This is a genomic window from Chryseobacterium sp. MHB01 (assembly GCF_034651565.1).
Taxonomy (GTDB): domain Bacteria; phylum Bacteroidota; class Bacteroidia; order Flavobacteriales; family Weeksellaceae; genus Chryseobacterium; species Chryseobacterium nepalense.
The window spans coordinates 47823-71141 of the sequence record NZ_JAYEDA010000002.1; the positions used below are offsets into that span (position 1 = coordinate 47823).

Annotated in this window: 14 protein-coding genes; 1 reads left to right on the forward strand and 13 read right to left on the reverse strand. The window is 37.7% G+C overall.

All coding sequences use genetic code 11. The features are described from left to right. Window positions 1-316: 316 nt before the first annotated feature. The 5 genes from U9K52_RS03905 to U9K52_RS03925 all read right to left on the reverse strand — a co-directional run bounded on the left by U9K52_RS03905 (window position 317) and on the right by U9K52_RS03925 (window position 6071). Entirely contained in the window at window positions 317-937 is a 621-nt protein-coding gene (locus U9K52_RS03905; protein WP_322925497.1) for a hypothetical protein, read from the reverse strand. A gap of 5 nt (window positions 938-942) precedes the next feature. Beyond that, window positions 943-4635 (reverse strand): hypothetical protein, encoded by a 3693-nt coding sequence (locus U9K52_RS03910; RefSeq protein WP_322925498.1) that lies wholly within the window; start codon window positions 4633-4635, stop codon window positions 943-945. A 348-nt stretch (window positions 4636-4983) separates the two neighbouring features. Next, a complete protein-coding gene (locus tag U9K52_RS03915) occupies window positions 4984-5379 on the reverse strand; it encodes a hypothetical protein (RefSeq protein ID WP_263602661.1) in 396 nt (131 codons plus the stop codon). Window positions 5380-5443: 64 nt separating this feature from the next. Continuing rightward, window positions 5444-5608, reverse strand: a complete 165-nt coding sequence (locus U9K52_RS03920; protein ID WP_248394042.1) for a hypothetical protein — start codon at window positions 5606-5608, stop codon at window positions 5444-5446. Between the two features lie 304 nt (window positions 5609-5912). Beyond that, window positions 5913-6071, reverse strand: a complete 159-nt coding sequence (locus U9K52_RS03925; RefSeq protein ID WP_157456450.1) for a hypothetical protein — start codon at window positions 6069-6071, stop codon at window positions 5913-5915. A gap of 872 nt (window positions 6072-6943) precedes the next feature. On the opposite strand from U9K52_RS03925, the gene U9K52_RS03930 reads away from it, so the two are divergent. Next, window positions 6944-7609 carry a S24 family peptidase gene (locus tag U9K52_RS03930; RefSeq protein ID WP_248394044.1) on the forward strand — a complete coding sequence of 222 codons (666 nt, stop codon included), beginning with the start codon at window positions 6944-6946 and terminating at the stop codon, window positions 7607-7609. A 70-nt stretch (window positions 7610-7679) separates the two neighbouring features. On the opposite strand, the gene U9K52_RS03935 is transcribed toward U9K52_RS03930, so the two are convergent. From U9K52_RS03935 to vgrG, 8 genes are all read right to left on the reverse strand, one after another. After that, a complete protein-coding gene (locus U9K52_RS03935) occupies window positions 7680-8615 on the reverse strand; it encodes a hypothetical protein (RefSeq protein ID WP_263602660.1) in 936 nt (311 codons plus the stop codon). A 146-nt stretch (window positions 8616-8761) separates the two neighbouring features. Next, entirely contained in the window at window positions 8762-11386 is a 2625-nt protein-coding gene (locus U9K52_RS03940) for a PKD domain-containing protein (protein WP_322925499.1), read from the reverse strand. Between the two features lie 125 nt (window positions 11387-11511). Beyond that, the gene (locus tag U9K52_RS03945; protein WP_322925500.1) at window positions 11512-14751 is read right to left on the reverse strand and encodes an Ig-like domain-containing protein; all 3240 of its coding nucleotides are present in this window, start codon (window positions 14749-14751) and stop codon (window positions 11512-11514) included. 13 nt (window positions 14752-14764) lie between these two features. Continuing rightward, window positions 14765-17554, reverse strand: a complete 2790-nt coding sequence (locus U9K52_RS03950; protein ID WP_263602657.1) for a hypothetical protein — start codon at window positions 17552-17554, stop codon at window positions 14765-14767. Window positions 17555-17578: 24 nt separating this feature from the next. Next, window positions 17579-20629, reverse strand: coding sequence for a baseplate J/gp47 family protein (locus U9K52_RS03955; RefSeq protein WP_322925501.1), 3051 nt, complete (start codon window positions 20627-20629; stop codon window positions 17579-17581). Window positions 20630-20717: 88 nt separating this feature from the next. Beyond that, on the reverse strand, window positions 20718-21128 hold the full coding sequence (locus U9K52_RS03960) for a GPW/gp25 family protein (RefSeq protein WP_072884160.1): 411 nt from the start codon (window positions 21126-21128) through the stop codon (window positions 20718-20720). Window positions 21129-21278: 150 nt separating this feature from the next. Beyond that, window positions 21279-21569: a PAAR domain-containing protein gene (locus U9K52_RS03965; protein ID WP_029297107.1), complete on the reverse strand. Its 291-nt coding sequence runs from the start codon at window positions 21567-21569 to the stop codon at window positions 21279-21281. 4 nt (window positions 21570-21573) lie between these two features. Beyond that, a complete protein-coding gene (vgrG, locus tag U9K52_RS03970) occupies window positions 21574-23319 on the reverse strand; it encodes a type VI secretion system tip protein VgrG (RefSeq protein WP_322925502.1) in 1746 nt (581 codons plus the stop codon).

Below are 23319 nucleotides of genomic sequence, written 5' to 3' on the forward strand. Positions count from 1 at the left end.
TTTTTCGAGTTTTAAATTCTCTGGTTCAAAAATCTTATTTTTTGATGAGAATACCCTGTTTTTTGAGCGATGGATTCTGTAGTTGCAGTAAGTAAGGAAATGCTTTGAGGCTTGAAGCGGGATGAATGAAGCAGGACGCTATTGCGTTTTAAAGGACTTATTCTGTAGAAAATCTAATATCCATTGTTTTATTGAATATAAAAGTAAGGTCCGGATTATAAAATCCAGACCTTTAAATATGTCTTAGTTGTTCTGTGAATAGATCGTAGTTTAATTAATTATTTTTGTCTAATAAATCTGTATTGATTTTTTAGGACTAGTCATCTTCTTTTTCTCTTGGAATAATTTCCCCCTTAGAGTTATACGTATATTTTTTTTGGAAACTTTCTCCCGTTTCAGGATTTCCGTTTCTTGGATCTATGCCATATTTTAATATATACTCATATACGGTAGCAGGCTCAAATAAATTACCGTTAAACTCTTTTGAGTCGTAAAATCCTATTGTTCCCTCATCTTCTTTTTTTCTTTCCTCTTCAGTTAAGGATGCTCTTCTTTGGGATTCCCTTTCGTCTCTCACTTTCCATTTAAGCTTACTTATCTGGGTTTTATGTTCTTCCGATAAGGCATCAAATATAGCCCTTTCTACTTCCCCGTCTTTTTGATAAAGCATTACTTTTTGTATTAAAGCATCATCTAAGACTTCGGGTAAATTATTAAAGTCAATATAAGGCAGCATTTCCTTTCTTTCTTTCTGGTACTTTTGGGCTTCTTCAGAGGTTTTGTAAGCGAGATATTGTTCTTGCTGATGAGGTTTTAGACTATTAAATACTTCATCAAAAATGGGATTATTTAAATCTTCGATGTTTAATAGTAATTTTAATTTGAATTCAGATAGTTCATTTTTAATGTATGCAAAGTCATCTATAGCGAAAATCATATATTTTATTTTAAAGGTTTAACTAATTCTTTGAATTCTATTTCGTAATATTTTATACCATTAATTGTTTTTGTATATTTTGGATCTGTAATTTGACGGAAATATCCTTCATTCATCAACACTTCTTCCTGTATCATTATTTTTGGTTTATCACTATGTCTTGTAGATCCAAGGTTTTTACCCCAGTCCGACAAGTCATCAATATAAACACCTTCCTGAGTTTTTATTATTCTTATTATTCCCACCTTTTCTCCTGCTTTTACATTTTTGGCGGATTCTTCAATAAAAGCTTCTGCAATTTTGTCATCCAATGAAGAAGATACCATCCCGCCTTCAAAAGCTATTTCTTTACCTTTTCCATGTTTCAGGGTCGATTCAAAATAACTTAAATCCATCATACGTCCACTATATACTGTTTTTCCCTCCATATTTCGTTCCGGGACTTTTCGCAGCTTATCCAATGCGATTTTTAAATCTTTATAAATCCGCTTATTATATTCACCCCAAAAAGAAGGATTAAAACGTGCCGGCGTGTTTACTATTCCTCCATCCACAGTAAAAGCGTGAGAAGTGGCTAGTTCATGACGTGTGGCTTCACCTGTGGGTAATAATTTCTTTTCGCTTTTTAACCAGTCAATAGTAGCTAATGATTTATTAAAATCAGGTAAACTTTCCCAGTATGTATACCATCCGTATTTTCCAAAGAAACTTTCATAATTTCTTACACTTTCTGCAAAAGTTATCGGATTATCTTTATAGCTCTTCGCAAAGTTAGTTAATTTACGTTGATTATTTAATTCATTTAAAACTTTCGGATCAGCTGATTCTAAAGCTTTTTTGAAATTTATAATCTGTTCATCCGTTAGAACAAGTGAAACAGGATCTCCCAAATTGCGGGGAGTATCAATAAATTCAGCATGTTGTTCCGGATTATAAGATTGCTTTGTTTTTTGTGATAAATTTTTCTTTTGCGAACCCGGGATAGTTTTCTCTGTTTTAAAATATGCAATAGTTGATTCCTGTGCTTTTTTATAAGCTGCTTTGAAATTCTGAGCCCATTTCATCCAGGTTTCTTTTTTGAAAACCGATGTTATCTTGCGAGGGATAGAAACAATTTTTGCTTTTAAACCGTTTTTTACATTAATGAACATCCGTTTACCAAAAGTTTTCGGATTTCTTTTGGCCAGATCTTTTATAGAAGCGCCCCCTTTTTGTGAGGCTTTCCCTCCGATTATTGCCAGAATAGCCATTCCTGAATTGGTAATATCACTTTTCAGCTCGCCGGAATTTTTAAATAAAACTTCAGCTGTTTTTGCCGTATGGATATCGTAAATATTTTTTATTCCGTTGAGTACATTCAGTCCCAGTGCAATAGCTCCGATCCAGAAGGTGATGGTACCCATCGTTATGGTTGCTCCTCCCAGCCAGGCCGCTAACGGGGCCAAACCACCTAAAGTGAAGATGGATCCTACCGCTGCCGCTAATGTTAAAACACCCAATATTCCGGTAATTACACCTGCAATAGCGAGTACTTTATTGGCTATTCCTGCAGCTTTCTGAAGAATCATTCCTACAGGATCCTGGGAGAATCCTTTCCAATTCGTCAGATCATCCCAAATTCCCTGTATTGAACCTGAAATGGTATGATACCACTCTTTAGGATTAATAATAGAGTTGATGAGTTTGCCCACATCAGACCAGGTTATCGAAGTAATATCATTCCAGATACCGGAAAAAGCAATGGTAATAGACATCCAGAGTCTTTTTAAACCGGTAATCCTGTTCAGGTTTTTGGTTACCAGATTTAACGGTTTCTGTAAAGCATCTTTTCGCTTATTATTAAAGTTTTCTATTTGGCTATTTCTGATAGTTTCTACATTCTCGCTGATGGAGTTTTGCTGTTCGGACTGATCATGATCATAATTGGCTGTTACCTGTTCAAATTTTTCTTTTAAAAGGTTTTGTTCATTTGGATTTAATCCTCTTACAAAAGCGACCTGATCATCCTGTGTTTTTAGTTGCGAAAAATCAATCAATAAACGTTCTGAAGGATCAAGCTCTTTGGGAGCCTGCTGAATTTTATCTTTTTCTTTTTGTGTTAGGCTATTTCGTCCCTCAACGGTAGCCATGTTTTTATAGTACGCATTCTGGGTTTTTATAACATCACGCTCAATACTATAAGAATCACGCAATAAAGCACTAGCTTCTTTGTCTAATTTTTTGCTTTCCGATTCAGCTGCCTTTAGTTTTGGGTTAAGTTTTGCCAGCTGTTTTTTAGCCTCATTATTCTGTTTGGTATCTGCCGCGAGTTTTGCTTTTGATTTCCGTATAGATTCTTTTGAAGATAAGGCTTCCTTGCGTATTGCCGTATTTTTAGCTTTAGCCTGCTGGGCTTCCTGAGTTAATTTCTGAACAGTATTTCCCGACTGTGAAACTGCCTGATCTATTGTAGCAGCGTTGCTGTTGAGCTCTCTTAATTTTTGAGTAAGCTTTCCGGAATCATCATTTTCCGGATCCTGATGTTTCTGCGATCCGCCGAGTAAATCAGTTGCTTCTTTATGCAAATCTGTTGATTTTGATTTATTCTTATGATACTCTTCCTGGTAAGTTCCAACTTCCTGCTCTACTTTCTGCTGCCTTTTCACGGAAGTTTCCAGTCCTCTTTCCAGTTGATTCACTAAAGTTTCCTTTGTCTGAATGCCGTCTTCCGATTTTTGCAGATCATCGTCTGACTGATGAATTGTTTTTTCAACCTCCCTGATTTTATTTTTTAATCCTTTTGCTGCCTCATTCTGCGATTTCACCTGGTTCCTTGCTTCAACTCCCTGATCTCTGAATTCCTGAGCTGCAGCAACAAGACCAAGAATATTAACGGTAGTTTGTGCATCCGGCTCTACTTCAGCCTGCTCACTGTCAACAGCTTTATCCATTCTTGGCATAAGAACAGGTTGAATATCATTAGGAACAACAACTTTTGCTTCTTCTTCTCCTTTGGTTTTTGTATTTAATTTTTTATTGTCGGATTTTTTCTCATCATTTCCTTTTCTTTTTTCAGATTGGAAATTTTCACTTTTATCTGCGGTCTTTTTTGAGCTGCTGGCATTGACATCAGATAAAACCGGTTTAATCTGAGTTTTTTTAATTTCAGCCGGCTTCTCCTTCGGCTTTTGATCTACAACAGGTTTTGGTACCTTAGGTGTAGGATCAGCGGCTTTTACAAGTTCTTTTTCTTCTGTTGTTTTTACTTTATTTTCAGATTTTTTAAGCATCTGATGAACCACAGCCTGCTCCTGCAAATTTTTTGGGGTATAATTTCCGGATTTAAGCTGATGGTATTCCTGTACCTGACTGACATTCAGGGTAGTCATATATCCTTTTTCCACATCCTTCGTTTCCGGATGACTGATATTTCCGGTTTGTTGTAAACTTTCCCGAAGCTTTCCGTACATCACCTCCGAACCTTGGTCGTAAATGGTTTGCGAACCGTGAACGGGCGTTACTTTGCCATTTGAAGCAACCGGGTTTTTATCTGCTTTTGTCAATCCTTGCTTACCGGCAGTGTCTACGGATTTTTGAGACTGCATCGCAGCAGCTTTCATTCCGGAAAAAAATTTTGCCAGCGGATTTTTCGGTTTTGGTTTTATATTTGGGTTATGATGGGCTTTTTTGACTGTTTCTACAGGTTTTGGTGCTTTCATGACTTAGTTTTTAATTTCATAATTGGATGTAAAAAAGACATACAAAACGCAATTGAAATAATTGCGTTTTATATACCTGTTGAATGTGAAAATCGGACCCGAAGCGGGTGATTTTTAAAGAATGCAAGTAATCAGAAGTGGCGTCCGGCTATGTATGAGAAACAGGTAATGATTGAGCCACTCCAAGTTTTTTCCTGTTATCTGAGCTTTTAAATTTTATGGTTCAAAAATCATATTTTTCTGTCAGAATACCTTGTTTTTCGTACGATGAATTCTGTAGTTGCAGTAATGTATTTTTAAGTACTCAATTGCTTTGATTGATTTCACCTAAAGGCCTGCAGTTCATATTTACTTTTTCACCTGATCTTCAGGAAATCCTATTGCAGGTTCTTCCTTTTGATCAATTTGCTTTTCTGCTCTGATGCCGTATCGGGTTTCAATAAAAAGGTTTACTGCTTTTTCGATCCAGTTTGGCAGATTAGTGGTGATCATCTTTAAGAATTTATCATAACCGTAACCCAGTACAAATAATATCCCTGTCGAATACCATTTGTCGTGCAGTTCGGCCCTGTTCATAAGATAACTCATGGTAAACCCTACGATAATAACGATCATCAAGGTAATCAGGTGTTCCCACGGCTTTTTTTTTTCTTTATTCTGTATTGAAATTAAGACCCTTAATAATCCGCCTGAAAATGCAATGGCAGTTCCGATTAAAAGGGCTTTTATACTATCTAAATTCATCTTTTCTCTTAATATATATATATTGATTCAAATTTTGATTTTGACGCACGGTCAGATGCATCATTTATTCCAGGTCGAGGATGTACATATCATCCAAAAACCTTTTGCTTTTCTGCATGTTTTTGTTTTCGTCCATATAGGCTAATTCATCGATAATATCATCAATGTTTTTTCTTGGATTTTTGTTTATTTCTCGGTTTTTCTTTATTTTTTTTCTTCTCTTTTTCATGGTTACTGAAGTTTTAAATTGAACACTTTTTTAATTAGTAATAATTCTTCTAAGGGCACAAGGTTCCTGCCTCAAGCTCATCATTAGCTTAAACAACAGAACTAAAAGCAAAAACCTTTTTACCTTAGTAATTACCTGTAAGATGAATTTATGAAAGACTTTAGGACAACCCTTTTTATGAGTATGGTTTCGGGTCGTTATTTGAGTTATGTAGTCCTGTTCTACATTATAAGATTATAATGCAGATTAAATTCATGGTTATTATCAGTTTTTAAAAGAAATATGAATAAGACCGGATGCAGATCTATGCCTGAAGAATGATATTGTATATTGTTCTTTCGGATAAAAAAAGCATCTCTGTAAGTTCGGTTACAATTACCTTCATCTGTTTATCCTGATTACGCTTTACATAATCAATGACAAAATCTTTTCTTTTTTCTACTAATTCTTTGCTACGTTTCATGTTTGGTTAAAGTTTTTATGTTAAAAGTTTTTTTTAAAAAGACACCTCAGCTTTCTTATTTATTGTTTAAATAAGACCATAAGAAACCCTAAAGACTTGTTTCAAGCCTTTGAAAGATGTTCATTACATTATTGTTTTTGATTTTTAGAAAAGCAGATCCGCCATTCTTAATCTTCATAACAGCATCCAGCCTTTCTGCTAAATATTACCTATCGTATTTTCCGTTGCTGCTATCAAATCAATGTTTTATAGGCGAGCCACTTCGTTTACCGACCAGTAATTCGTTTTAAAGAGCGCAACATTATATCTTAAGATGATAAGTTTGTCTACAATGTGTATTAGCATGTGCAACAATCCTTACTGATAACTACAATTAATCGATATTTTATATGTTAACAGTTACAATATTTATATTTCGGCTTGCTTTTTTATTATTGGCAATAAGGAAATACTTAGGAAAGCAGTTTCATTTCTGCAATGAATAAAAAACAACCGCATTTTATTCACCATCATACACCACAACACGCATCAAACTCATTAAAACAAGTACAAAAAGCGCAATTTTTACATTTATAAAAACCAGAAATATTTTTTTTGTTCGTTTAAGCGCCAGACAAAACAAAAAGAGGAAATCTAATTTTTTAAAGTCCTTAAGTACAGAAAAAGCATTTAAACCATTGATTATAAATAGATATTTAATTCAAATAAAGTTTCTAAACTTCAAATAAAAATTAAATCATCAATATAATTTTGTATATTTGCAGTGTTCCATCTTAACTGTGAAACAAATATACGAACAATGTTCGCTTTTAAAAAAATAATTATGAATATTTTTCGTAATTTCTTTACACAATGACCATAAACACATCAAAATGAACTATTTAGAATTCAAAGAAATCAGGAAAAAGCTTAATATGAAGCAGGCCGAGATCGCAAAATCCATAGGAGTCGGCACCAGAGCCGTACAATACTGGGAAAAAGGCGAACGGAAAATACCTGAAACCACGGCTTATTTCATTACCAATCTCCTGTTGAACCAAGAGAAAAAACAAAATGAAGACAGTGCCTCGCCGCTTGCTTTTTCAGACCTGAAGATAATGAATGTCCCTCTGGCCAATCAATATGCACAAGCAGGATATCTCAGCAGATTTGCTGACGAAGAATATATAGAAAGTCTCCCTACAATTCCTTTTACCGACGATGTTGAGCACCGCGGTGAGTACATGTGTTTTGAAGTAAGAGGAGACAGTATGGACGACGGATCCTACGAAAGCTACCTGGAAGGTGATATCATTTTATGCAGGAGTATAAGACAAGATTACTGGATGAGTAAGCTGCATTATGATAAATGGGATTTTGTAATTGTTCATAAAGAAAAAGGCATCCTGGTAAAACGAATCATTAACCATGATGTTGAAAAAGGCATTATTACCCTGCACTCTCTTAATGAATATTACGATGACTTCGAAATCCATCTTCAGGATGTTGCCAAACTGTTCAACATCATCAGTACAAGACGTAAGAATAACAGAAGATAAAGAGATCTGACTTAATAAAATCCTCACAAACGGAGGATTTTATTAAGACATACTCAGATCATGCTTCTTATCAGGTTGCACAATTATATGACGTTGAAATACTGGTTATCAAGCCACTGGAAGGGTCTACATTATAAATTTTACTTCCGTTATAACTTCCGAACCTCACCCATCTGATCCCCCTGTCTTTAAAGCCACTGCTGGCTACACCCGTATCAAAGCTACCCAGGTTCGCCGGGATTGCCGGTGTAATACCATCGCTCAGGTAAATATAGCTTCCTTCCTGCGGAAAAGGTGTTGTAAGACTGATTGTCTTCTTCAAAACGCCTTCGCTCCAGCAAATACTTGCGCCGGACTCATTGCTATTGGTGGGATCTTTAAATTTCGCCGAAACACAGAAAGCATCCGCAAAAGTATAAGGTGCTTTTTTAACGATCCATCTTTTGGATTCAAACTGAAATACATTAGACCAGTCTGAAATTCCGGCTGGAGATAAGCAATGTTTTCTGGCCCTCATATAAAGAGATGTATTTTCAGGAATATTTCCGCCATCCATATAAACATTTTCAAGCGGAGTGTAATCAAAATCTACTCTGAAGTGAATAACATCATTAAAGTCCGGATCTGTTGCTATCTGATATTCCGGTGTATCAAGATTTGTATCATCCACCATGTAATCCATTACAATCTGCCCGTTTTCTCGTACCTCTACATTTTTTATAGCCGGTGTTTCGCAGACGGACGTTCCACAATTACCAATTTTAAAAGAACTTACTTTTCTGGTAACAACTCCTGAAGCTGTTAACTCTACTACCAGTTCGTATTCCCCGGATTTTATAATTGCAGGAAGAATTACCAAACCCCCATTAGACGGCACCGGAGTGATATTGAACACCGTATATGGATCTGCCGAATCCTTTATTTTGTAGGACGCGACGGCACCCGTTATAGGAACGGAAGAGGTATAATGTACCTCAAATGAAATATTGCATGTTGCTATTGCCATTATATTATATTTTTTTATTTATCGGTATAAAAAGAGGTGTTTAAAAACTCTTAATAATTAAAACACCTCCTAATAAGATTATACAGAAATCTGTACTTTAATATTACCTGCACTCAAGAGTAAGGTGATATATTACAGATTATTAGCTATCCTTCGAATACACTTATCTGCACAAGATCGGTAGCAAAAGCACCACTATGAGGATCAATAACCGTGAGCTTAAATTCGTAAGTGCCGATGATAAGGTTTTTCACTATTAAAGAAGGTTTATTAACATCCATAAGCGTTACTGCAGGACCCTGTGTCTGTATCCAAGAATAATACAATGTATCCGCTCCCGATCCGCCTCCTGTCAATACAAAGGAATTTTTAGATAAAGGGAACCTTTGGAAATCACCTGCTTCAGCTCTGATAGTTGGCATTACGCCTTCGCAGCAATTTCCTCTGGGGAATGAGATATCATCAATGGTTGTAACAGGACCATTATACCAATTCCTGATCGTAATGATCTGAGTACAGCCATTGCTATTTACATTCACGGTTATTACAGGAATTTCAGCCGGATTCAAATCGTAATAAGTGTAGTTTACATTTCCTTCTCCATCAGGTTTCAGATTGACAAAATTACCATTCTGCAAGAAATCCCAATTGTAATCATAGGTTGTAAATCCTGTTCCCGAAATTTTAAATTTCACTTTTGTCTCGTTGGAATCTCCCGACGGATAAATAACTGAAGCCACCTCAATATGCACATCAGATTCCTTATTCACCTTGATAGTGCAACTGGTAGGTTTTCCGTTAACCGTGAAAGCGATAGCTTTTCCATATAATTGCGGGCTTACCCGAGAAGGATTAAAGACATACTGTCCGCCGACTGACTGTTCTACGCCACCATCCAAACCTGAATTGACAACTGCTTTTACATCTCCGTTCATAGGATACACGGTAAATGGTATTGAGCCAGCTTTAGCACAAATAACCGTAGTTGGAAGTGTTAATTTAACATCAATTTTCGGGGTGCAACAAATGTAAGGAAGTGAAAAATCTGCAAAAACCACCGGGTTTTCTGATGACTCATACATAATAATAAAAGTACCGCCTTTTTCCACTCCGCGCCTGTGCTCCAGTCCGGGATGTTTTTCTACATATTCATTGAAATATGCCTTAAACATGTCTTTATTATCTATAAGCTCTTCCAAAGACAACATCATCACATCAAATCCCAACTGTTTTTCATCCCTGATCTGGTTTAGCATATTGAAAGCTTTTTCATAATGCATTCCCTGATGTCCTTCTATATTATAAAATGAGTTTTTGTCTATATTAAACAGTAGAGGTTCCTGAATATGCACATCCGTCGACAACCAATTATTGAAGGCTAAATTATCTCTGTATGAACGATTGCCTGTTTTATCATAGTTCCAGGTTTTCAGGAATTCTTCACTGATTGTGTAGTAGAAAGGAACCGCTTTATTACTAAGGGGATTTAATTTTTGCGACGGAGTGATTTTAATCTGCGCACTGCCGTTATCAGCAACCGTAAAGTTTCTGAAATTCTGTACCTGCTGTGTAAAACGGCTGATCAGCAATTGTACTCTTGCAGAGTTTTTTTTATCATCCAAAACGGATGAATTGTAAAACCGGTGTCTTGAAAAATCCAGTTGCTTAACCGGAACCAGTTTTCCCAACATAATGTGTTTGGGAAAAGAATTCAGGTCCGGAAGATTTACCGTAAATGCTTTAGGCAGTAACTTTATAATTTCACTATAAGTATCTGATAAATCTTTGATAACATCATATGCATACTGAAAACCCGCATTTTGACCGAGAAAGCTTTCCAATGTATTTTTAAATCCCTGATAATTAACAGCAGGAAGCCCTATTAACTGAGCAATCGCATTGATTTTTTCGAAAATAACTTTACCATACTGATTGTTCTCCAAAACATCAGCATACAAACCTTTTATATCAGAAGATAAAAAAGATGCATTAACGTCCTGTTCTGCAATAAGTTTTTCTATAATAACACGCTCCTGCTTCCCATATTTAAGGATATCTTCTATAAATAATGGATGTGGCTGGATACGATCCATCGGAGCCGGTACAAGCGCGCCGCTATCCGGATCTTTTACAAGAACATTTTCTCCAAGAATATTGATAATACCTTCAGCGGTAGTAACCAATACTTTGAGATTCCGGATCTGCTGAACGCCGTGATTGTCACAATCTACTCCCCTGCAGGGCTTAATTTCCTTTTCGTAGCTTTCAAGATAAAGAAGGACATATTTATCCTCCAAACCGGCAAGATTACTGATGGGTTGAAAATCCGAATTTGCTTCCTTTGCCGTAGCCAGCTCCCAAAGTTCAATTTGATTGCCAAGTCCGTTATTTTTACGAAATGGCTTATATTTCACTTTGAAATCCTCGTATACTTTAAAATGTGTGAAGTCTTTGTTTTGTATATCAATGGTTTTCAGTTCACTTACATATAAATCTTCACTAATCTCATTGGTATTGCTTAAAGTCAGCAAATCACCATCTGTCGTTACCGCTATTCCTTGCGAAAGGCGTATGCTGCTCAGGAGTTTACCGGCATAAATAAGATCCGGTTTGAAACCGCAAACAATACCCACCCCCTGAAGCATCACTCTGGATAAACGGTCCTGATCTTCAAAAAAGTCTAAAAACTCATTGAATTGGGGATGCTTTACATACTGTCCTTTACTGAATTTACGGTACTGGGTTGATATATTACTTAATTGATTATTCATTATTATTAATTTTTTAATGATTTATGAAAAAGCTTTATAAGCTTCTCAGGCAGAAAATTTTCTGCCCAAGAAGTATATCATCACGATAGAATATGATATTCTGATCATGTGATGTCTTAATCATATTAACCTCCACAACCATTTATAATTGCAGTTTGAATAGCACTTGCATTGTAGCTGGTGTTCCATGAACCTCCGGTTCCGTTGGCAAGCTCTTTCCAGATGTATTTTCCTTCTATCTGCTGCTCTACGCCAGCTCCCAGCACAATCACCTTGATGGACTTGGAAAGGCAAACTGTTTTCAGCCTGTTAATTTCTGTTACATCCAGTCCGTTTGCAGTATCATCATTACCTCCAGGTACAATATCTGTTATAATGATCACATATTTAGCCACACCGGTTCTGAATGCACCGGCGAAATCATGCTCTACCACTCTGCTTAATGCCATATCGGTAGGTTCCGGACCTCCCTCTCCCCATCCGAGGCTAAGGCCTCCGGTAGGATTATTAATTTTACCAAGCTGACTGGTAAATGTGGAAACATTATTTTCTGACATAACCTCCATTGCCGTAATCCACTGGTATTTTGAACCAATTCCCGTATTAACAAATCTCTGGGCTGCCGGCAGGCTTGTGTATGCCGCTGCTGAGCTATAGCCCGAATTTGTTCTGGAATTTGTTTCATCCGCCAGTACGATACCCAATCTGTATGGATTAGGAGACGACTGATTCTGTATTGTTGTTATAATACTACCCGCTCCGGTTTTAGCAGCCTCAATCTGACCTCCCATACTCGCCGTATAATCAAATATGAAAACTACATCCATACCTGAATTACATGGTGGCGGACCAATTCTGACAGTTACTGTTGCTATGTTACTGTCTAATTCGCCATCATTTATATGATAGGTAAAGGAATCTAAAAGAGTGTTTGATCCGTTATGAGTATATCTGATTTTGCCATCAGGTCTCAGTGTTGCTGTTCCGTAAGCCGGCTGAGTGTCTATAATAACGGATAACGGTGTATTTCCTAAATCGTAATCATTATCTTTAACAGCAATGTCCACATGTTCATTATTTGCTACGGAAGCATGGTCGTTTACAGCTACCGGAGGAGATTTAACCGTAATAAATACCGTAGCAATATTACTATCATCTCTGCCGTCATTAACACAATACGTGAATGAGTCTTCAAGATTAGCAGAACCATCATGGGTATATTTGAATGTTCCATTGCTGTTCAATATTACTGATCCATGTGAAGGATTTGATTTTTTAATTACGGTGAGTGCATCATTATCCGCATCATAATCATTATCTAAAACAGGTATTGTTACAGATTGTCCGATCAGGCATGAAGCTTTGTCGTCTTTGGCAATTGGCGGAATATTCGGTTTTTCTTTTGAGCAGCACAGGTAAGGTAAAGAGAAATCTGCCAGAACCTGGTTGTTGGCTTCCGACCAGTACAGCAACACAAATGTACCTCCTCGTTCTACACCAGCAAGATGTTCCAAACCTGATTTTCGGTCTAAGAACTCACTTAAAAGTTCACTTACCACATCATCTTTTTTAGGATCCTGCCTTACTACAGTAACACCTTCTCCTTCTTTGGAAAACTCAGCTTTATTAAGCAGTTTTAATTTTTCATCCAGTTTTGAGATTGTGAGAAGGGTATTTCGCGAATCGCTTTTTTCCCTGCTGATATCGGAGGAAATTGATATTAGATGTTTTCTCAGGTCATCAATAGATACAGTTTCTTTATCCGGCTCAACGGGAGTTTCCCCTTTTTGCAAAAACAACGCGATTACATCAAAAGCCAATCCGTATTTTGTTTTGATATCACTGATGTTCTGCATCGCGGTTCTGTATGGCATTCCAATATGACCTTCGATCCTGTAGAAATCATTATCATCAATATTATAACTTAAAGGATCCTGAATAAAATCATCACCTGCAAGATTTCCCGTGTGGTAACTTAGGTTGTAAGTTTCCCTGTCGGTTTTAGTTTTTTCATAGTTCCATTTATTCAACAACAAGCTGTCGACATTATAATAGTACGGAATAGCTTTATCACCTAATCTGACATACTGATTGGAAGGAGTAATTTTAACCGGTCCGATATAAGACTGGAATCCATTGATTTTCTGTACAAAACGATTGGCAAGCATAACCACTCTTTCATAATTTTCATCCTCTGTTGTGGTTACCGGTGAGTGGTAGAAACTGTGACGGTAAAGGGTATCCTCCCCTAATTCCAGTGATGCTCCTACACGTCCCAGCAAAAGGTGTTTCGGAAATGAATTGATATCCGGGCAGCATTCTGCATCAAGATGCAAAATAAGGCCCTTTATTTCATTGTAAGTATCAATTAAATCTTTGAGCAAATCATAGCGGTACTGATAATCCTCCAGTCTTGGAGTTTCCGCAGGATATAATACGGAAGTCAGTTTATCAATAAGCGCCTGGCCACTGAAATTGAGATTTATATTGAAAACATCAGCAATTTTATTAAAACCGTCACTAAGCTGGGTAACGGTACTGAATGCGTTCTGGAACCTCATTTTAAGATCTGAAGGTCTTACAATGCTTTTATCAAGAATGACTCTTTTAGCCTCTAATTTAGGCAGTGTATCAAAAAGCAACTGATATGTATGATGAGCTTTATAAATAGTATCTTTTGCATCCCCCGAAGAGATCAGATTAAGCACCGCATCAGAGTCTGCCAAAAGCACTTTAAGATTAGAAACCTGCTCGGCACCGTTGTTATCGCAATCTGCGTCCTGACATGGCGTTTCATCATTAGAATAGCTTTCCAGATACAGGATAATAACTTTATTGTAAATGGTGTTGCCTAATTCTTTTACATTTCTGAAACCACCGCCATTAGGAATCAGATTATATTCTTCCTGTGTAATTAATTCTAAAAGAGGGATCTGGTTATTGCCGATACGGAAATGTTTATATTCCACTTCATCCGTATAACTTTTATAATATTTGTAGCTGTTAGCGTCAAAATTTATGGTAACCTCAGAAGAAGTGCTTCCTTTTTTACGCAGTGTAATAATATCCCCGTCTGTGGTAACTCCTGCTCCTTGAGAAATCACAACGCTATCATAATCCACCAGATCCAGTTTCTGCATCTGAGGAAGTTCCTCCATGAGAATTTCAGAACCTGAAAGCGAAAGAGGACTGAGGTAAATAGATTCAAAGCCGCAAGCCAATCCAACTCCGCTCAAACGGGTTCTGGACATCCTGTCCTGATCCTCAAAATAATCTATAAATTCGTTTAGTTGCCCTTCAGTTAACGCCTGATTTTCGTTGAACTTTCTATATTGGGTTGTTACGTTATTTAATTTGGTATTCATTATTTATCAATTTTTATATGTTTGATTGTCCTAATATGATTTTTCCGTCCAGGCTGTCATTATCATCTTTTGCACAGTCCAGAAGTCTTCCCGGTCTGTAAATATTATTCAGATTGGTAAGAGCAATCAATAGCTGATAGATGCTGTTTCCTAAATTCAGCAGATTATTTTTAGATTTATCCGACAGGTACTGTTTAAAAGCAACTTCAAATTCTGAGAGGTCACTTTTAGCGGTCTGCGTTTCTGTGAAGCGGTCTCCCACCCAGCAGATTTTTGCTAAAACATGCGCCGGAATTTCCTGCCTGATAACAGTTTCAGCATAGCGTCTGAAATCAGGATCCTGGAAGCGGTATGCATAGCCTGGAAGAACAATGCTCACACGGTAGGAATAAGGGTCAAAAACATCTGTTTCACAATCTTCTTCACAAGAATGCATGAAGGTTTCCGAATACTGCACAGGATCTGTGGCAGCCACATCTTCAAAGTCATACATTATTTTAAAAGTCTGCTCTATTTCCATGCATCCAATACCACCCATCTGCTTGTAATCTTTAACGGCGGGCTTCAATAACAGATGCTCTACCAGGAAAATACCTTCTTCTGTAAAATCATATTTGAAATACTTTACCGTTTCCCGGATTCCATTTTTCAATGCATTAAGATTCTGGTAAGGATTTGTTCTTTTATGAGTAGCAATCACATTCTTCTCCGGAGAATCATCAATTACATCAAAATAATAGTTACCACCACCGGAAAAGCGGATATTCATGTTTCCGATGAAACAATTATTGTCTTCGCACGGACCTAAATTCTCCAGTGCATTTTCAAGATCTTCTTCATCAATCTGGATAATCTGATAGATGGCTTCGTTCAGGATTTTAGTTGCGGCATATTCAATCTGATAATTTTTTATGGATGATAAAATAATATTGCCTGAAGCATCTTTTATTTTCCATGTAAAGTTGTCCTGGTTTCCATTTTGTGTTTTGGTGATTAACACCGGCGACTGGGATAAATTTCTTTGGCTATAATCCTTAATTCCCAATAAACGGGCGATCCTTTTTTGGGCACCGGAAATATTGTTGGTGTTCCAAAGGTCCGAATCTGCAAAAAGAGTATAGTTGTAGCCCAATCCGCGGTCTTTACTTATCGAAGCATATTCGCTAAGGAAATTTTGCTTGTTATTAAGGACAATTTCGTCTGCAGAGTTTCCATATAATGACTTCATCAGGAACGTATAGTCGCTGAAGGTTTCTGCAAAACGGGAAATCAAATGATCCAGGATTTCATTACGGCGTTCCACGCTGTTATCCAATTCTTCATACAAAGCATCAGTAAGTGCATCATCATTTCCGGTTGGATAATCAGAAACCAATTCGCCGAATCCTTTAATATTTTTCAGGGCCTGTGTGAAATAGGTTCTTTTCAGATTTCCGTTTACACTTAAAATTTCCTTTACTTTTTCAAGATGTTTAAAATAGCCCGCGAGAATCTGATCAAAAAACAACAGATAAGCTTTCATTTGTTTTGCGAGCGCTTCTCTTCGCGGGGTGTGGTTTCCTATAATTCCGGAAATTCCTACGCCGTAGGTATCGGGAAATTCATTGAGAATGGTAGCATATTCCGCTACATTATAGGATGTTCCCTGCGGTAAAGCCAGTTCTTTATTCTGCCTCGCATCCTCTCTCAGCACCTCTTCTTCTTTTTTAAGAGTCTGGAGGTATTCCTGAACTTTTTTATCGTTAATATTTAATGGAAGCGATCCTTTACTGTAGCTGAAAGAGCTCAGTTCGCAAAGCTCCGGTTTTCTGCCTTTTTCTATGCAGATCAGCCACTCGTTATTCTGTTTGATCACGCTATCACAGCCTGCGATAGAAATCTCATGAATTTCTTTTACACCGTCAATTTTCATGATTTCGCTTACGATATCCGAAAGGCGGACTTCTGTTCTCAGCTGGCTGTTTTTCAGTTCTTCAGTATCAATAAAACCATTTTCCAAAAGCGGGCCTTCAAAGATCTGATCCGTTGTTAAACCTTTTTCCAGCATTTGCTTTAACGAGTAAAAATGGATCTCCGGAGACAGGTAATTGTTAATAGCTTTTAATACTTTGGCATGTACGAGTTCTTCATCGGCTTTATTTACCAACCCGATACGCGCGCAGACTGCCACTTTCTGGATTTCAACTTCTTTAATTTCAGCAAGATCTTCACAAAGGCTTCTGTTGGCATGATAACGTTCCAATATCTGAAGGTTGACACCAATTTTTCCGCACCCGCTGTTTTCTTCAGTAACATCATCGGAGTAGTCTACGTAAAGATCATACATCCCTTTTACATCAAAGCTTTGTACTTTATCTCCGATAGGCTTAAAATCCATGTTTCCTGTTTTGCAGTCAACATATAGTTTTTCATTGTGGGGGACCAGCCAGCAGTTTCTTATCGGTCTTTTATGACCTGCCGTAAAGCTGATGTCTATGAAAAGTTTTCTGTAATCGAGCTCCGTTAAAGGTCTTGAAGGCAGAATTTCCGTTGCTTTTAAAAATTGGGCATGGATATTTTTATCTTCATCTTCAGAGGTGAGAAGGTCCTCCATATTGAGGTTCATTCTCATCCCGAGATCTGTTATGGCATAGCTCAGAACTTCCAGCGTGGTAATTCCCGGATCGTGAGAGTTATAATCTGTCCAAAGTTTTCCTCCCAATTTCTCTATGTATTCAATACCGGTTCTGCGCAGAAAGTGAAAATCGGACTGATCCCCGGTTTCTACATTTTTCGGTATGCTAATGTGCTTATTTTCTGACATGGTTATGTTTTATTCTTTTTATTATTAAATACATACTTGTTCTGCGATAGTAATTTGGTGCTGTTTTGCAGATACGAGAATGGATTTCGGATCTACTTCTATTAAAGATTTCTTTTGTATCACATCATTTACCAGTATTTTGATTTCATCAATATAATCTACGTAATACAGCTGCTCCAGGTAGTTGATGAGATGATTAACATTCAGTTCCACATTAAAATCAATGTCTTTAGAATCTGTGAAGGCCCATGGCGAAATGTATTTCTTTATGTCTTCGTCCAATTGTTTCATGTAGAATACTTCATCAAAATTTTCAAAGATCTTTACAGTAGCCTGTATTTTTGCTTCTTTATAATTAGGATTAATTACCTGAGCTTTAACGTGCATTGTATTTAATTCATTTACATATTTCTGAATTTTGTTGAGGCTGGCCCTGCTCACTCTTGGCTGGTAGACGTCGAAAGCATTTTTATTTCTGATATTCGGTACCACCATCAATGTAACATGTCCAGGAGCCATATATGATTTTTCAGAAGTATGGTTTAAACATTTCACTTTGAAAACTTCCGGAAACTCCTGCAATACAAGGTTTTCATAATCCCATTGTGTAATAGCCCTGTGTTTGTGTCTCAGACGCTCGCTTACTCTTCTGTAAAATTCAGAATCGGCTTCTTTGTACTTTCCGTCGAACGAATTGTATGGCTGGCTAACCGATTTTACCTGAGGAACCCTGGTAATTAGTTTCGAAATCGTGTCGGCTGGCAAACCATTGGCCAAATGCGCCACATCGTTACCCTGATCCTGGAATGTTGCTAAAACTGCCTGTGTGTATATTCCCTGAATTTTACAAACAGCATCATAGCTTCTTTTTGATCTAGCCCTGATCCACACCAGTCCGTCAGTAAGCATTGTATGGCTGGTGTTGTTGTCTTTCGGGATCTTAAACTTTACGATACCGGATTCCAGGAATTTTCTTGTTTCGTTTTTCAGCATATTTTGTGAAAGGTCGATCCATGTATTGCCGGACAGAATATGCCATTCGATAAACTCTTTTTCCTCGAAAGTATCCACTAAAGGATTTTCACTCCCTTCCAGCATCTGGATCAACAGGGAAACAGTGGTTTGTTTTGCAGCTTCAAGACCGATGTACAGCTCACCTCCATTTTCATGTACGGGGACGATGCTTTTCGTTTCAGTTTCTTTTTCATATTGCCCGAATACGTCTTCGTGGTACAACTGTACACCTTTGTTTTTGGCAGCTTTTCCGTTGAAATCTTTATCTAGATAAGAATAAGCAATTTCTCTTGCACTGTAATTCAGTTCGATATCTTCCGCAAAAGGAATGTATGGTTCGTTCGGAACAAGCTTATTTTTAGCAGGATCGCTGGATAGTGCCAAAGTATATAATTTAGGGTACACATCCTGTAATGCTGACTGGTTTATCGTTAATCTGATAGCCTCGCTCGTTCCGGGATCGGTATTGGTGTTTTGGATGGAAAATTGTGTTTTATATCCGTTTTCCATTTTCCTGAACAGTTCAATATTATTGCCTTTCTCTCGCCATACTTCTTTTTCAAATAGCGCAGTATCTGCCGTGAAATAAGCATCCGAACGGACAATTGACGGACCTTCTAACGACTCAAACTGTTTTACACTGATATTCTGATTCGGCTGAATTACATACCCGCTGTATAAATTAGTTATTGAATCCGGTGTGTTTTTCCAGTTGATGGTGATGTCTGCTTTTTCCCATTTTTTAGAAAACATTTCAGGACATTTGATGTAAAAATTAGATCCTTTAACAGGTTGTGCAGTGAACGGATAATAAGGTTTTTCAGCGTTCAGTGTATTGCTGTCGTTTTCGATCTGAAGAGATTTTACGCCTTTTACCTCTACCGCTACTTCAACATTTTTCACCAGCTTTTCCGAAAGTGCCTCATAAAGCATATAGTATTTTTCTCCTTCAATCACGAATCTTACCACAGGAAAGTCTGTCTGGAACGTTTGTAGCAAAACATCCTTATTGTATTTTACCACGGCTGGAAAATCTTTGGTTAATGTAAAGGAAAGCACCAGCTGATCTGCACTTTTCCTTACACATTTCAAAGCCATTCCGGAGATCCATTCTTTTTCTCCGCTGCACAATACTTTGATATTATTTTCGATATCTCCGGCTGATAAATCCTGAAACTTCTGAGCAGAATTTTTAGTAAAATCAATTTTCACGGTAATGATTCTCTCGCCTTCTTCCAGATCAAATAATGATGATGCGATTGCAAAACCGAGTTTCGCTTTCGGGAGTTCCTTGTAAATGGATTTTTCGGAAACAGTTTCATCAGCATTATAACCGAAAGGCCACCAGTAATTGCTTTCCTCCGGGAGTTTATCTCCTAAACCATCTACCGAATTGGCAACCGGCGCCATCTTCAGCTCTCTTTTTTTAACATCATTGAGAAAGCTTTTAATCTCCACAACTTTTGCCTGGTTGGCAACAAGCTCTTCGCCTGTTTTGTAAACGCGTTTTTTTCCGTTGGCGTCTTTATCACCATCCAGCAATGTTCCGCCGGGAATCCTTTCCTGGATTGCTTTTTTGGCTAATTCAAAAATCACATAGACTTTATCAGGTCTTGCCTCATTTTTTTCAATCTGAAGAATTTCGTTATAATAGAAATCCAGATGTCTTTTGGTTAAATTATTAAAAGCTTTTTTTGAGAAATCCAATAATTTTAAAAAGCAGACAAACAGGGTGAGGTGGGGAGTCAGGTTGCTGTCCTGTTCAAACTGGGAAATAAGATCTGTAACCTGTTTTTTCATACTTTTATATTCAATGCTTTCCCTTCTCGGTACAGCATTGTCATCATCACCCAGGAAAAAGTTTCCCCAGTTTCCTTTAGGTGTTGTATTATCATCTTTATCGAAATAGTTTACACGCTGAGCAAAATTATTTGCGAATAATAGCCAGTCAAACAAATCGAAATCGTGTAATTCAAGATTGCCCGGATCTAATTCTGCTAAAAAGCGCTGCATTTGTGATTTTCCTTCACGATAATGTGAAAATGTATCTGTTTTTTTCATTTGTTTATATTTATCTTTCTATGTTCAGATGCAATACTTATGTAGTGTTTGGTAGTATTTAAAATGGCTACAGACATCCCGTAATTCATTATATTTCGGTAGCTTCTTCTTTGTAAAAAGGAAAAACCATATTGCTTCTTGTATTCGTATTTCTTACTTCGTAGTTAATTTCTATTAAAATTTCCCCTTCAATTTCGTCCTGAGCATTAATTTCAATACTTAAAATATTGATTCGAGGTTCGTGATATAAAATAGCACGCTCAACGATTCCTTTCATTTGTGTAATGAGCGTTAAGTCCAGTGGCTTAAATAGCATTTCCTGCAGGTCACATCCGTAATTCGGGAACATGACGCGTTCACCGGGACGTGTAGACAGGAGAATCATAAGGCTGTTGTTGATGTCTTCCACATCTGATGTCATTGCCAGCTTTCCTTCAGTCTCATTAAATTCTGGCGGAAAGCTCCAGCCTGTTCCTAAAAAATCTGTATTTATTTTCATACGTTATTTATTATATTAATTGTAGATCTGCATCCGTAACATAGAGCTTTGGTTTTCATAACTGCTTGTTATTGATTTTTACGTTTCTATTGTAAGGAAGATACCATCTAAAAATGCAGTTTGTGATGAAGTGAAAACTGCAAAAAAATATTATCCGCCTATTAAAACAGTAGCTTCACCTGCGGAGATCACTCCTCCGTGTGCCGTAGAATCTCCCATTCTTGCGGCCGGTTTTCCACCGATCATTACGCTTGAAGATCCTGATGCAATGGTATCTAAAGGACCTGTGCATACGGCTTTATCCCCTACTCTTGCGGCCGGTTTCCCGCCGATAAGTACTGTAGGTTCTCCCGCCGGAATGATGGGTCCGCCTACATGCGGAACATTTCCTGTAACCATAGGACAGGTATGCATGTCTGTAATTCTTGCTGCCGGTTTCATACGATTAATTGATTTTAACCTGAGAGCCTTTTACCACAGTTACCGCTCCCGATTTAAGTTCCGAACCAGAGCTTCCTTCCGCTTTTAGCTGCGCACTGGCTTTTACATTGATATTGACTCCTTCCATACTGATGTCACCTTTCGCTTTGATCTTGATATCTTTTGAACTATCCATGCTGATCCCGTCTTTGTTAAGTATAAACGTATTCGCATGTTCGTCTTCAATCTTAATGATATCCGCATCTTCGTCTACGATTATCTTTTTGCCTTTCGGGGTTTCCAGGGTATAGGAAATTTTGTCGTCATTGAAGATCATTTTCATTTCGCTCCGGGTTACAAATCCTTTTTCATGATTGTCATCAGAAGCTACAATAGGAGCCGGTTTTGTACTGCTGTTCAGCATTCCGAGAACTACGGCATCATTAGGATCATCATTAATAAATCCGATAATAACCTCATCGCCGATTTCAGGTCTGAAGAAAGACCCTCTGTTTTCTCCGGCGTCCAGGGTGGCTATTCTTGCCCAGATTCCTTCTTCTTCATTATTAATGATAGGAATCTGTACTAAAATCCGGTCTTCTCCATCCGGGTCAGATTCCAGTTGTGAAACGATTCCTACGTGCAGTCCGCTTATGGCAGGAATAATTCCTGAACCGGGCATTTCGCTTACGTCATAGGTTTCTGAGAACCACGTTGGAGAAAGTCCGAACTGAGCATCTACCAGCCAGTTTCCATCAATAATTTCATGACGGATTCCTGTTACATATATTTTTCCGTTAAACCTGTCTCCAACTCCCTGAAGGGTTAATGTAACACCTGGTTTTACCGATGATATTCCCTGGAATTTTACTCTTCCCCTGGTTTTTGCCAATTGCTGGAAGGTGGCTTTAGCGTCTCCCCATTGCTGTAATTCATCCTGGGTAAGATTGCCGCCATGTTTCAGCTGCAGGTCTTCAATTCCAAAAACTTTGGCCAGATCACCGGAAGAAAGATTTCCGTTAAGACTGATGGCCGGATCCTGAGCTTCCACTTCCGTTAATTCCTGGTCTGTATAGCTCCATGTTTTAGCGGTAATTTTGCTGAACTGATCCCTTGCATCAATTTCACCGTCGAATTCGTGTACGGATGATCCAAAGACAACGGTTTCTACTGCTTCGCCGCTGAAATCAGGCTTGGCAACTTTTACGGTTCCGTCATCAACAAAACACAATTTTCCGTTGGTCTGCGCTCTGGTTAACATAAAATCCCAATCAGATGACTGAAACTGAACCAATTCCTTATGGGTATTTGAAGTAGCTTCCACATCGGCGGTAGTTCCGCTGTTGCCAATCAGTTCCTCGATGATATCACTGTCTTTGCTGTCGTAGAAATATTTGCTTTTTCTTCCCAGTGTCATTTTTACTGCCTTATCCCTGCATTCGATGATGAGATAAGAAGATCCGTTTCTGACTTTAATATTATGCTTTACAACCACTCCCTTAAAAATCGTTTCTTCTTTAGAATGGTATCCGGCAGTGATTTCAATTTCTTTTCCGGGAATCAGTAATTCTTCATTGCTGAGTTTGAAATCCTGTTCCGGTACACTACCATCTAAAATAACAATGCGGGCATAAGGAATTCTGTTGACTTCTTTTTCTACGATAATGCTTTTCACACCATATTTCCCAGGCAATTCGGTACCTCCGGACATTACTTTAAAAGTAGTCAGATCCGGATTTTTTGCTGTTTGTATATATCCGCTATTGTTCAT